The following is a 12,446-nucleotide window of genomic DNA, read 5'->3' as shown; positions in this document are numbered from 1 at the left end:
TTAAATCGAAGTTATTTCCCGCCACCAGCGATGTTCTCGCCGTCGCGGGTGAGCCACCAGGCTCCCAGAATGGGGAGAGTTGTCACCAGCATCACCAGCAGAGCAACGACGTTGGTGACCGGCACGTCGCGTGGACGCCCGAGCTGATTGAGCAACCACAGCGGTAACGTGCGCTCGTGTCCCGCGGTAAATGTCGTGACGATGATCTCGTCAAACGACAGTGCAAACGCCAGCATTCCCCCGGCCAGCAGCGCGGAACCCAGATTGGGCAGCACCACATAGCGGAAGGTTTGCCATCCGTCGGCCCCGAGATCCATCGACGCTTCCACCAGGCTCCAGGAGGTGCGTCTGAATCGTGCAATCACGTTGTTAAACACCACTACCACGCAAAAGGTGGCGTGTCCGACCACGATGGTGAAAAACCCCGGCTCAAGGTTGATCGTTTTGAAGGCCGTCAGCAGCGCCAGGCCGGTGATGATCCCCGGTAATGCAATCGGCAACAGCAGCAGCAGAGAGATCGCATTCTTGCCAAAAAACTCGCTTCGCCACAGCGCCGCTGCAGCAAGCGTGCCAAGCACAAGGGCAATGGCGGTGGAAAGTGCGGCAATTTGAAGTGACAACGTCACGGATTCGATGATATCGCCGCGCCCCGCCGCCACGCTAAACCACTTCAGCGTCAGCCCCTGTGGCGGAAAGCTGAAGGCGGCGTCTTCGGTGTTGAAGGCATAGGTCGCGATAATCAGCAGCGGGAAGTGCAGGAAGATGACGCCTCCCCACGCTGCCACTTTCAGGAACAGCGGTGCGCGTTCAGAGTGCATCGAATGCTCCCAGACGTTTCACGAACGCCAGATAAAGAGAAATCAGCACGATGGGAACCAGCGTAAACGCGGCGGCCATTGGCATATTGCCGATAGCACCCTGCTGCGAGTAGACCATGTTACCGATGAAATAGCCCGGCGGCCCCACCAGCTGCGGAACGATGAAATCCCCCAGCGTCAGAGAAAAGGTGAAAATTGAGCCCGCCGCAATGCCCGGAATGGCCAGCGGCAGAACGACATAGCGAAAAGTCTGGCGAGGACGCGCGCCGAGGTCGGCTGAGGCCTGCAGCAGCGAGGCCGGCAGGCGCTCCAGCGCCGCCTGGACCGGCAGGATCATAAACGGCAACCAGATATAGACGAAGACCAGAAACCGTCCCAGCCCGGAGGTGGACAAGGTGTTGCCGCCAATCGCCGGGAGCGTAAGGAGTGAGGTCAGGATCGACTCCAGCCCCATATGACTAAGAAACCACTGCGCCACCCCGTCCTTCGCCAGCAGCAGCGTCCAGGCATAGGCTTTGACGATGTAGCTCGCCCACATTGGCAGCATCACGGCGATATAGAAGAAGGCCTTCCACTTGCCGTGAGTATAACGCGCCATGTACCAGGCCATCGGGAATGCCAGGATGGCGCTGGCAATGGTCACCGCAATCGCCATCGTTAACGTGCGCAGGATGATGTCGTAGTTTGCCGGGTTGAAGAGCGCCAGAATGTTCGCCAGGGTCAGGTCCGGCGTGACGGCCATGGTGAAATCGTCAAAGGTGTAAAACCCCTGCCACAGCAGCGTCAGCAGCGATCCTAAATAGACGATGCCAAACCACATCAGCGGCGCGAGCAGAAGCAGGAACAGGCCGAGCGACGGCTTGCGCCAGAACAGTGCGGTCATGCGGCTTAAGCGGCCGCGCGAGGCGGGAGGATGCGCGACACTCATATCCATTTCACCTCTCCTCGTGCAGGCGAATCATCGCCTCGCGTGACCATGACGCCATGACCGCCTGCCCCGGCGCAATGCCGCTCAGCGACGAGGTTTCACTGAGATTAGCCTGGCTCACCAGCAGTTTGGCACCATCGGTGAGCTTTAGCTCCAGACGCGTGGCCGCCCCCTGATACTGAACGGTCTGCACGACGCCCTGAACCTGAACGTCTCCGCCCTCATTAAGGCGAATATGTTCCGGGCGCAGGGAATAGCTGCCTTCCATGCCGCAGATTTTCTGCGCAAGGCCCGCATCGAAGACGTTAGAGGTGCCGACAAAACCGGCAACAAACGGCGTGCGCGGACGCATGTAGAGATCGCGCGGGGTATCTACCTGCTCGATGCGCCCGTTATTGAACACCGCCACCCGATCTGACATGGAAAGGGCCTCGCCCTGATCGTGGGTGACAAAAATAAAGGTGATACCGAGTTCCTGCTGAAGCTTCTTCAGCTCGAACTGCATCTGTTCCCGCAGCTTGAGATCGAGCGCCCCTAAAGGCTCGTCCAGCAGCAGGACGCGCGGTTCATTCACCAGCGCGCGGGCAATGGCGACACGCTGACGCTGGCCGCCGGAAAGTTGCAAGGGTTTGCGGGCGATGGCAAAGCTCAGCCCCACTTTTTCCAGGGCATCACGGGCCTGGGCATGGCGTTTTTTCTTGTCGACGCCTTTGACCATTAGCCCGTAGGCAACGTTGTCGAGGATCGACATATGCGGGAACAGCGCGTAGTCCTGAAACACGGTGTTCACATCCCGCTCCCAGGGAGGCAGCTCGCTCGCCTCTTTGCCGAAGATAGAGATCGTCCCGCCTGACAGCTGTTCAAAACCGGCTATCAGGCGCAGGCAGGTGGTTTTGCCGGAGCCCGAAGGCCCCAGCATGGAGAAAAACTCTCCGTCACGAATCGCAATGGTGACCCCATCCACCGCCCGTACGTCGCCGTACAGGCGGGAAACATTATTAAACTCGACCGCGTACGTCATGTTCTGCTCCCGGGCAATTAACGACCGCCCATGATGGCGATGTAATCCTGCGTCCAGCGGCTGTAAGGGACAAATTTGCCGCCTTCTGCGATGGGGGTTTTCCAGAACATGATTTTGTCGAACTCGTTATAACCGTTTGTTTCGCAGCCTTTATCGCCCAGCAGCGTGCTGGCTTTACACCCTTCCGGAACCACGGGCAGGGAACCAAACCATGCTGCCAGATCGCCCTGCACTTTCGGCGTCAGCGACCAGTTCATCCATTTGTAGGCGCACATCGGGTGTTTAGCCTGCGCGTGGAGCATGGTGGTGTCCGCCCAGCCGGTTACCCCCTCTTTCGGGAAGACGGTGGCAATGGGCTGGTTCTCGGCCTTCAGAGCATTCGCCTGATACGGCCAGGCGCTGGAGGCCACGACGCCTTCATTTTTGAAGTCGCTCATCTGGACGGTGGTGTCGTGCCAGTAGCGGTGGATCAGGGCATGCTGGTCGCGAAGCACCTTAAGCACGGCGGCATACTGTGCTTCGGTGAGCTGGTACGGGTCTTTAATACCCAGCTGCGGCTGCGTGGCTTTGACGAACAGCGCCGCATCGGCGATATAAATCGGGCCGTCATACGCCTGTACGCGTCCCTGATTGGTTTTACCGTCCGGCAGATCCTGTTTAGTAAAGACCACGCTCCAGCTGTCCGGCGGCGTCGGGAAGGTTTTGGTGTTGTACATCAGCAGGTTTGGCCCCCACTGGTACGGCGTACCGTAGACCTTGCCCCCGACGTTAAACCATTCCCCTTTCACAATCCGTTCGTCGAGGGTTTTCCAGTTGGGGATGAGGTCGGGGTTAATCGGCTGGACGCGTTTGCCCATGATCAGTCGCAGGGAGGCGTCACCCGAGGCGGTGACCAGATCGTATCCCCCTTTCGCCATCAGGCTGACCATTTCATCCGACGTGGCCGCCGTTTTGACGTTGACCGCACACCCGGTCTCTTTTTCAAACTGGGTGACCCAGTCGTAGTTTTTATCCGTCTGTCCCCGCTCGATGTATCCCGGCCAGGCGATAATATCCAGTCGACCTTCCCCATCGCCAATGGCCTTGGGGGGTTCTGCGGCTTGCGCTGTCATGATAGTCATGCCGAGCGCACACAGGCTGCTGCGGGCAAAATTTTTGCTCATAAGAGTTACTCCTGTCGCAATGAAATTTAGCGGCAGCCGTGCCGTAAAAATATCTCCCTTATTAAACGTAGACCGCGCAAATGCGCCGCACCGTACGGCTTCAGGAAATTTCATCAAGGTGTGACCGAGGGCGCATTCCCCGTTAACTGGATTATAGACAAGGAGTTAGGCGCGAGAGACGGTATGCAGATTTCCTATGACAGGTCACCGCGAAATATTCGCAGTGCCGTCATCAGGATAAGAATTGATTATTTAAATAACGGAGAAAGGATTATTCCAGCATCGTGCTAATTAATTTTCCTAACTGAATGACCGCCTGCTCTTCCCGCTCTCCCCAGGCCCAGGAGGTATTAAAACGAAAGAATGGCGTCCACGCGTCAGAGGTGGAAAACATCTTTCCGGGGGCAATGCTGATGTGGTGCGTTAAGGCCTTTTCGCTCAGCAGCCCCGCATCCAGCTGCGCCGGAAGCTCCAGCCATAAAAAGTAGCCGCTGTCGTTATGGTGGATTTTGACGCCGGCAGGCATATGGCGTAAAAGTGACTGCCAGGCCTGCTGCTTTCGCTCGGCCAGCGTACGCCGCAGGCGGCGCAGGTGAGCGTCGTAGCGTTTGGTCGCCAGGTAATCCACCAGCGCCAGCTGCATGGGAGAACTGGTTGAGAGCGTGCTCATCAGCTGCAACTGCTGAATGCGTCGCGCGTGTTTACCTGCCGCCACCCAGCCGATGCGAAAACCGGCCACCAGACATTTTGAAAAGGACGAGCAGTGCAGCGTCATGTCCTGACGATCCCATGCTTTCGCCGGGAGCGGCTTGTCGCGGCCAAAATAGAGCTCGCTGTAGACATCGTCTTCAATCAAGGGGACATTGTGCTGCGTTAAGAGGGCCACAAGCTGCGCTTTTTTCTCCGCGCTCAGCGTGAAGCCAAGCGGGTTCTGGCTGTTGGTCATGATCCAGCAGGCTTTAACCGGGTACTCATTCAGCGCCTGTTCAAGGGCATTCAGGTCAATCCCCTCGCGGACGTCTGTCGCAATCGACAACGCCTTAAGCTTCAGGCGTTCCAGCGCCTGCAGCGCGCCGTAGAAACAGGGGTTTTCGACAATCACCCAGTCACCCGGCTCGGTCACCGCCTGCAGGCTAAGATTCAGCGCCTCTAGGGCGCCTGCGGTGATCACGATCTCTTCCGGGGAGATGTTCATCCCCTGCTGCGCGTAACGACGGGCAATGGCGTGGCGGAGATCGACGTTACCCGGCGGCAGGTTCTCAATCACGCTCATCGCCGTCGCGGTTTTACTGACGTTCGCCAGCGAGCGGTTGAGCTGCTGAAGCGGAAAAAGACGGGGATCGGGAAACGCGGAGGCAAAAGGAACAACGGACGGGTCGCGGCTGGCCTGTAAGACGTCGAAGATATAGGTATTAATATCCACCGCTTCATCACGCATCACCTGGGCGGGCGGCGCAGGCTGGTGTGCGGTCGGGCGCGAGGCAACGTAATAGCCCGACTGCGGTCTGGCGACGATGCGCCCCTGACTTTCCAGCATCTGATACGCGTGGCCAACGGTCATAAAACTCATGCCGCTGCTTGCCACCTGCTCTCGCAGGGAAGGCAGCTTATCGCCCGGCAGCCATACGCCAAGCTCAATCTGCGAGATAATTTGTTGCGCCAGACGCTGGTATTTTTTCATAAGATTCTCCTTATGACCGACAGTGTATATCAGCAGGAGAAAAAGAGAAGATTTAGCTAACTGTTATAGTCTGGAAGATGAATTACTTACGGTATTCGGTCACGTGGCTCTGAGCGGAATGCGCGGCGGCCAGGTGGTCGAGCGTGATCATCGGCGATTTGCAAAAGATGCATTTCGCGCCAAACGGGTTTTTCTCAGACACGTCAAAGGCTGAGGTACGGTACTGCGAACCATGGCAGCATGGGCAGCGAAAATGGATATAAGAAGTCATAGGATTCTCCTGAAACGTTAAAACGTAAATTACTAATGGGCCGATTGGGCATAATGGTTTTAAACAAAACGAATCGGAATGTAGATAAAGACCCAAGAGAGGCTGCGGAGAGGCACAACGTGATGAGAACTGCTTTATAAAACTACGTCAGATATTTATTTGGACTCAAAACCAGAAGACCATTAACGCACGGCGCTGACGACAAAGCAAGCGGTTTAATGCGGAAAATTCATAAAAAGAATGTTTTTATTCCACAGCCTCAAGGTATATCAGATGGCCAAAGCGTGAAATTTACGCCAACTGTTATGGTTAAAATTCGCTTTTCTGCGTCTGATAGTCCGAACATCGCCCCTATACCATAACAGCACACCGTTTGACATTGAGGCTGTGCATGTTTGGTTTAGATGCTTTTCACCTTGCACAGATATAGATTAAAAGATTCGAGTTTTAATTAATAAAAGCAATAATTTAACCAAGATAACTTACGAGATCCCGCGTCAGCCCACGCTCAAAAATAAACAAGCTAAATCAATAATATAAAAACCTTTTTGGGGAAGACAATTTTGACGTTTAAAGCTCTTTCATGGTGCAAGATTTACTTTTATTCGATGAATTAACAGCCATTTGCGTACCTCATTCCAGTTCCGAAATTCCATGCTTTATGGCGTGCCATCGTATGTATAATCAACCCTTGTTTCAAATCATGAGCTTTAGATGCACACCTCTTTTTCTCCCTGCCCTATACTCACACTCTGAGTGACTGGAGGTGGACCTTTTGCCCCCCCAAACACGTGAAGAATACCTTGCATATTTTGCCCACGAAACCGATCGCGACATATTGCATATGACCCGGAACTAATAGGGCTCTACAACGTCGCACCCGGTACTAAAGTGCCGCTTCTTAGTGAACTAGACGAGCAACTGAACCTCGACCCAGCATTCTGGGATTACACGCCAGTGTGGTAGGCTAAATCTCCACTGGTCTACGCTAGCATTGAGACTGCATCCGCTGGCCGCCTATTTAAGCCGTTATGGCAACACGGCCGGGCGATTTATTTCTCAGATTATTGGTTCGAGTAGAAAAAGAGTTCTACGAGATACAGCGATATTTCATTCATCGCGCTGACAGCCAGCCTATTTTTATGGAGACGATTGGTAGCACGCCATTGGAACGCAGCGATAAATCTGAAAGTTTTATGATAGTGACATCAGCCTCCGATATAGGATTAGTTGATATCCACGACCACCGTCCATGGGTTCTATCAAATGAAACTGCAGGGGGTAGGATATGCGAAGATGCAGCCATTAAAAATGGCAGAGGAGATTGCCCATGATGGTTTCGTGTCTATGGAGAAATTTATCTGGCATGCTGTAACTCGCGCTGCAGGTTATGTAAAAAATCACTATGCTATCTTAATTAAAGCGATCGACTGAAGCACCACATCTTGATTTATACGATTCACTCTAATAATTCGTCGAATTTACCATGGTAATCATCAAAAAATTTGATGCAGTCATAATAGCAATGGTTCTTTATTTTTTTAAAAGAGCTGAAAAATACACAAATGTATGCAAAAATGGTAAAAATCTAACCATAAAAGGACTTTTTCTGTATGAATAAAGACACCCAGTATGAAATATATACGAAACGACTTTATCAAACATTAACTCAGGCGTATCCGAATGTTCAAGTATTACATAATCAGAAGATTTCCGGTAATCAGATTGATGTATGCTGGAAGCATAATATCGCAGGAGTGGATTATTTAACTTTAGTTGAATGTAAGAATTATAATAAATCTGTAGATTTGAATTGCTATAGACAACTCGTATATAACATGGATTTGTTAAAAGCAAGAGGTGTACTAGTTACAACCATTGGATTTCAGTTAGGTGTTATTGAAGCAGCGAAATGCAGACCGGACGTAAAATTACTCAAAGTCACTTTTGAAACGTCCCCAGGGGAAACCCTTGAATTCGGCTTGAGCCGAGTAAATGATGTATTAGTTATACCTGATCTTATCACCACCCCCCCCAAACAAATAAGCGAATGGAAGAACCTATTAATTAACAACGAAGCTTATGATCTAACCTTGCATAATTCTAGCGGTGAATATATCAGCACAGTTAATGAATTAGTTGTTGAGATGATTTCGGATCATGAAAATAGTGGCTGGGTAACAAAAAAAATAAATGACACTTACATAAAATTAACCTCTGGGGCCTCAATAAAATTAGATGAAATTCATTACGAAGTAATATCTAAAACAATTGACTTTGGTTGTACTTTACAGGCCACAAAAGTTACGGCTCATGTTCATGATATTTTAAACGACACTAAGTTCACTTGCCGTGTAGAGGATTTTTTCTAAAAAATATCTTTCTTGAATCTTTTTGACCGTTTCGTTTATAACATCGCGCCGCTGTAGGAAATTTTGATGTAAAGTCTTGCAGTTGCAAAGAAAAAATCCGGGTGCCTGCCGACATCAGCCAGGCCCCATAAAAAATTGATGAAACACCTTGTAAATACGCACCATTTCCGTGGGGGGTAATTTTTTTATAGATATCAACCTGTAGTTTGTCACGGATATATTTGTGATTGATTTTACAAGGTTTTAAACAAAATTACCGCCAAAAGGATCAGTTTTCCTCATATCCTTGTTACGCATGTCATAAATCCGTTGCGTCAGGCCACACAGGATTATCTACATCAACACGACTTAACAGCACGGTGAACGCTCCCATGCTTCCAGAGCGGCTTTCCCCGCGTCTGTGGCTATGTCATTCTTCACCGCCTGGAAAGCGGAGCAATCACCGCTTCAGCATTCATCATCAGCTCTGCTTTTGTTTCATGCCGCTAGCTGGCTCACTGAAGACTTTCTCGGTCGGTTCGTAGGGTTGCACCTCCCCCCATTTCCCATCTATCGCTTCCTAGTAAAGCTTTGCCCCATACGCCATGCTGTCATCTTCTGACGCGCAGAACGGCAACCATTGCTCACCAATCAAAACCTCACAGTCAATCGCTCCTGTTTCGGTATAAGCCATATTGCGTACATCTAAAATCTCCATGGGGTTTCCTTACAAGATTCGAATGAACAATGACACCGGATAGGAATTCCCACACAATCGAGTTTACTTTAAGCTTGCGAAACGAGAATTGTAACCATGCTAAATTAAAAAAATAGCCATAAGTGTCGCTTGTACAAGTGACTATTATTTTCAATTTATGGTAACTTTTGCGTACGCGTAAATATTAATCCATAAACAAAGCAAATAATTACCTTGCTAATCATTAAGGAAGCTAATGAAAAACATACTCCACCTTTCAGACCTTCATCTTTCTCATACAAATAAAAATGGATTTTACTGGGAAGATGCAAAAAAAGTCTTTTCTAAGCTGATCGAAGACATAAATAAAATAGAGAGCGAACAAAACATAAAAATTGATACTGTTTTTTTTACAGGTGATATGGTGCAGGCCGGTACCAAGGAACAATACATTTTATTTAAAGAGCATATTCTTACCCCGCTAAAACAAAAGCTGAACCTATCGAACATTAATTTTTTCTTTGTCCCTGGAAATCATGATGTCGACAGAAGCAAGGTTCACCTCCTTGAGCGTAACTTAAGAGAAAGCAATAGCAAACAGAATATCGATCAGTATTATGAATTAGTTAACAACAACGAAGAGCGATGGGCGCGCCTTAGTGATTTTAATGAATTCAATGATGAAATGTTAGAGGATTCTAAAACACTCCAACACTCAGGTGTGTTATCAAAAATACATAAAATATCACATAATTTATATTTGGTTTGTTTTAATAGTGCTTGGCTCGCGATGGATGATCTTGACGAGGGAAACTTACAAATCACTGAAAAACAAATAGATTTTATCAAGCGAGCTAGAATACCCCATGATGCTCAAATCATCGGCCTGACACATCATCCTGCAGACTGGCTCGAAACTAATGACAGAGATATTTTCTCTTCTTATCTCGAGAAAAAAATCGATATGTTATTATTTGGTCATATGCACACATTTAAACAAAAATCTGAGTCAAACTTCAGTGAGGACATAACTCTTTTCCTACAAGCAGGCACTCTTGATACTAGAGAGCATTTTTGTGGTTACTCTATTATCTTATTAAGCAAGACTAATGACATAACTGATGGCAGATTACTATACCGTAAATATGATAGGGAAAAAGATCAATTTATCTCCTGGACCGAACGAGCTGTAAATGGGCAAATTGATTTTTCTACTCAGAACGGATTGAAGTTTGATTCAGATAAATTTTCTAAATTTTCAGGTGAAATTGCAGACAACTATGATTTTGATCTCTTAATTAACATTGGCACTCCTGAAGAGCGAAAAAAACGTCTTGTAGATTTATTCACCGAACCCAATTTCGTTGAAATAAACACTGTAGCGTTACCTACTAAAAATGTTAAATCCACATCAGACATTATTAATAGCACGGAAAATTACATAATCTTTGGAAGTAGTAGTTCCGGAAGAACATCCATACTAAAATATATGTTTATTCATAGTTTGAATAAACAATTAAAAAAAGATTATAGTGAATTCAGTTTTTACCTAGATGCCTCAAACCAAAACTTTTCTAGCACATCAGCTATTTTAGGTCACCTCTGCAGACAATACTTCTCTTCTGACTTAACAACAAATTTCGAAGAGAAGGTCAAAAAAATGATAATTGCAGGTGATTCTGTCATTTACATTGATAACATTGACAAACTCGAAGCAAAGCAGCTATCTGTTCTTTCAAAGTTTCTAGTTGAGTATAAAAAATGTCGGTTTGTAATCACAGCTGACTTTATTAATTTACCTAATATTGCATCGTTACTCTCTGAGACCGATAAAAACAGCTTTGTTGCAACATCAATTGGTTCTCTAAGACGTTGCAATGTTAGAGAGATAGTATCTAAATGGCATGATGAAACTTCACAGAATGCAATTTATAAGGAGATCACTCGTACAATAAATAACTCGCAATTACCTCACAACTACTTTATATACTCAATGTTACTTGCTATTTATGAAGTAGATCACGACATTAAAGGCATTCTTACAGAGTCTGACATTATTGAAAACTTCATAGAGATATTGCTCAGAAAACACTTTATGGATACACCTGCAAATAAACCACAATATAAAGAATTACTCCATTTTCTCGGTTTCATTGGAAAATCTCTTTTTGAAAGGCGACAAAACTTCATTGAAAAAAACAGACTATCAGAGCTTGCAATAACTTTCAGTCGTGAAACCATGCATGATTACGATATAAATGATTATATTCAGCCACTAATAGTTAGTGGAATTTTACGTAATTCTGACGAAAAAACATATGAATTTTCTCAACCTTGTTTCTTATATTTTTCAATTGCATACTTCATGGGACATGATAAAGAACTTCAAGAAAAAGTAATTTCAGAGGAGAATTATCTTGAGTTGGATAAGGTCGTTGAGTATTATTCATCTCAAAACGCATCCAACTTGGATCTTTTATATTTTATTAGTAAGCAAACTCAGAGTTTACGAAAAGAGCTCTCAGATACCATGAGCTCTGAAAAAGGCATTGATATTGAGAGTATCAGAATAGAGGAAACCAATACTTTATCCGTATTAGACATGATATCAACAACTTCCGATTTTGAGCGTAAAATTGAGGATCTTAAGGCAGATAGGGCAAGTGATGATGAGCATCTTGACAAAATATCGCCATTGGATGGTAATGATAAAAAAGCTGAATTGAGCAAAAGTTCAAAAGACCATAATAACACATTAGTAAAATTAATTGAGACATTATCTTTATACGCACGAGTTTTTCGCAGCACCGAATTATCAATGGATAGAGAAAACATCCTTAAGATATTCAAGGACTTAGTTGATGGCTACATATTCCATTTAAAATCATCGCTAATCTTAATGGATGAGTCTTTCATACTTCCAATAATACTTCCAGCATTAGAGAAAAAAATATTAGACGATGGATTGTCACAAAAAGACAAGGATCAAATTTTTGAAATATTCAAGTTAATCATATCTTTAACTAAGTCAATGATGCCTAATAATATACAACAAATGATGACTAGTGATTTAGCCACCAAAAAACCAAGAATTGAAAATATTATTAGGGAAGCAAAAAATAATGCACTAAACCCTGTGGAAAAAGCTCTTCTCTCGTATGTCTTAATGGATATTAAAGAAGACAACATAATTAAATTAGTCAACGAACTAATGAAAGACAAGAACAAAGTAGTTAAGGAATCACTATTCTTTAAAATCCATCAGATAATAAGAAGTAACTATGATCTTAAGAGGGAAGATGTACAGACCTTAAAAGCTTTTGCTGTCGCGATTAGCAAGGAGCGAAAAATGATGCCATCGAATAATTTAGCAGATGCATTTAAAGCTCTTGAAAACATTGGACAATAAAAAATGAGCAGCCTCAATTTAGAGGCTGCTTTTAACTAATTATTTCCATTACCATAACTTTTATCGTTCGCTTTTTTATTACTTTCTAAGGTATGTGCATTTGATGC

The 12,446-nt window shown here is 46.5% G+C and carries 9 protein-coding genes and 1 pseudogene; 3 read left to right on the top strand and 7 right to left on the bottom strand.

Annotated elements, in window-relative coordinates:
* Positions 1-11: 11 nt before the first annotated feature.
* The 6 genes from AC0TOY_RS01705 to ymcF form a co-directional block, all read right to left on the bottom strand.
* A complete protein-coding gene (locus AC0TOY_RS01705) occupies positions 12-818 on the bottom strand; it encodes an ABC transporter permease (RefSeq protein WP_024907243.1) in 807 nt (268 codons plus the stop codon).
* Complete coding sequence (locus AC0TOY_RS01700) at positions 808-1,752, bottom strand: ABC transporter permease (protein WP_473721420.1); 945 nt, start codon at positions 1,750-1,752, stop codon at positions 808-810. The genes AC0TOY_RS01705 and AC0TOY_RS01700 overlap by 11 nt, the downstream gene beginning before the upstream one ends.
* A gap of 1 nt (position 1,753) precedes the next feature.
* Entirely contained in the window at positions 1,754-2,767 is a 1,014-nt protein-coding gene (locus AC0TOY_RS01695) for an ABC transporter ATP-binding protein (RefSeq protein ID WP_290093121.1), read from the bottom strand.
* A 17-nt stretch (positions 2,768-2,784) separates the two neighbouring features.
* The gene (ydcS, locus tag AC0TOY_RS01690; RefSeq protein WP_024907240.1) at positions 2,785-3,930 is read right to left on the bottom strand and encodes a putative ABC transporter substrate-binding protein YdcS; all 1,146 of its coding nucleotides are present in this window, start codon (positions 3,928-3,930) and stop codon (positions 2,785-2,787) included.
* Between the two features lie 271 nt (positions 3,931-4,201).
* On the bottom strand, positions 4,202-5,611 hold the full coding sequence (locus AC0TOY_RS01685) for an aminotransferase-like domain-containing protein (protein ID WP_090416750.1): 1,410 nt from the start codon (positions 5,609-5,611) through the stop codon (positions 4,202-4,204).
* A gap of 82 nt (positions 5,612-5,693) precedes the next feature.
* The gene (gene ymcF / locus AC0TOY_RS01680) at positions 5,694-5,882 is read right to left on the bottom strand and encodes a cold shock small protein YmcF (protein WP_032645155.1); all 189 of its coding nucleotides are present in this window, start codon (positions 5,880-5,882) and stop codon (positions 5,694-5,696) included.
* A gap of 760 nt (positions 5,883-6,642) precedes the next feature.
* Between ymcF and AC0TOY_RS01675 the strand changes: the two are divergent.
* Together AC0TOY_RS01675 and AC0TOY_RS01670 are read left to right on the top strand one after the other, a co-directional pair.
* Positions 6,643-7,316, top strand: a pseudogene (locus AC0TOY_RS01675) (SOS response-associated peptidase family protein).
* 179 nt (positions 7,317-7,495) lie between these two features.
* Positions 7,496-8,254: a restriction endonuclease gene (locus AC0TOY_RS01670; RefSeq protein WP_473721419.1), complete on the top strand. Its 759-nt coding sequence runs from the start codon at positions 7,496-7,498 to the stop codon at positions 8,252-8,254.
* A gap of 559 nt (positions 8,255-8,813) precedes the next feature.
* Here the strand turns inward: AC0TOY_RS01670 and AC0TOY_RS01665 are convergent.
* Entirely contained in the window at positions 8,814-8,951 is a 138-nt protein-coding gene (locus AC0TOY_RS01665; RefSeq protein ID WP_473721418.1) for a hypothetical protein, read from the bottom strand.
* 235 nt (positions 8,952-9,186) lie between these two features.
* On the opposite strand from AC0TOY_RS01665, the gene AC0TOY_RS01660 reads away from it, so the two are divergent.
* Entirely contained in the window at positions 9,187-12,339 is a 3,153-nt protein-coding gene (locus tag AC0TOY_RS01660; RefSeq protein WP_473721417.1) for a metallophosphoesterase, read from the top strand.
* The last annotated feature ends 107 nt before the right edge of the window (positions 12,340-12,446 follow it).

This window comes from Enterobacter sp. PL_is379, from assembly GCF_055817355.1.
Note: the sequence above shows the minus strand (reverse complement) of the source record. Positions and strands in the feature narration are given on the sequence as shown.

What these genes read in the sequence shown, in the direction of transcription:
- AC0TOY_RS01670 (WP_473721419.1), top strand. Translation starts at nt 7,496, where the DNA reads ATGAATAAAGACACCCAGTATGAAATATATACGAAACGACTTTATCAA.
- AC0TOY_RS01665 (WP_473721418.1), bottom strand. Translation starts at nt 8,951, where the DNA reads ATGGAGATTTTAGATGTACGCAATATGGCTTATACCGAAACAGGAGCG.
- AC0TOY_RS01705 (WP_024907243.1), bottom strand. Translation starts at nt 818, where the DNA reads ATGCACTCTGAACGCGCACCGCTGTTCCTGAAAGTGGCAGCGTGGGGA.
- ydcS (WP_024907240.1), bottom strand. Translation starts at nt 3,930, where the DNA reads ATGAGCAAAAATTTTGCCCGCAGCAGCCTGTGTGCGCTCGGCATGACT.
- AC0TOY_RS01660 (WP_473721417.1), top strand. Translation starts at nt 9,187, where the DNA reads ATGAAAAACATACTCCACCTTTCAGACCTTCATCTTTCTCATACAAAT.
- ymcF (WP_032645155.1), bottom strand. Translation starts at nt 5,882, where the DNA reads ATGACTTCTTATATCCATTTTCGCTGCCCATGCTGCCATGGTTCGCAG.
- AC0TOY_RS01695 (WP_290093121.1), bottom strand. Translation starts at nt 2,767, where the DNA reads ATGACGTACGCGGTCGAGTTTAATAATGTTTCCCGCCTGTACGGCGAC.
- AC0TOY_RS01700 (WP_473721420.1), bottom strand. Translation starts at nt 1,752, where the DNA reads ATGGATATGAGTGTCGCGCATCCTCCCGCCTCGCGCGGCCGCTTAAGC.
- AC0TOY_RS01685 (WP_090416750.1), bottom strand. Translation starts at nt 5,611, where the DNA reads ATGAAAAAATACCAGCGTCTGGCGCAACAAATTATCTCGCAGATTGAG.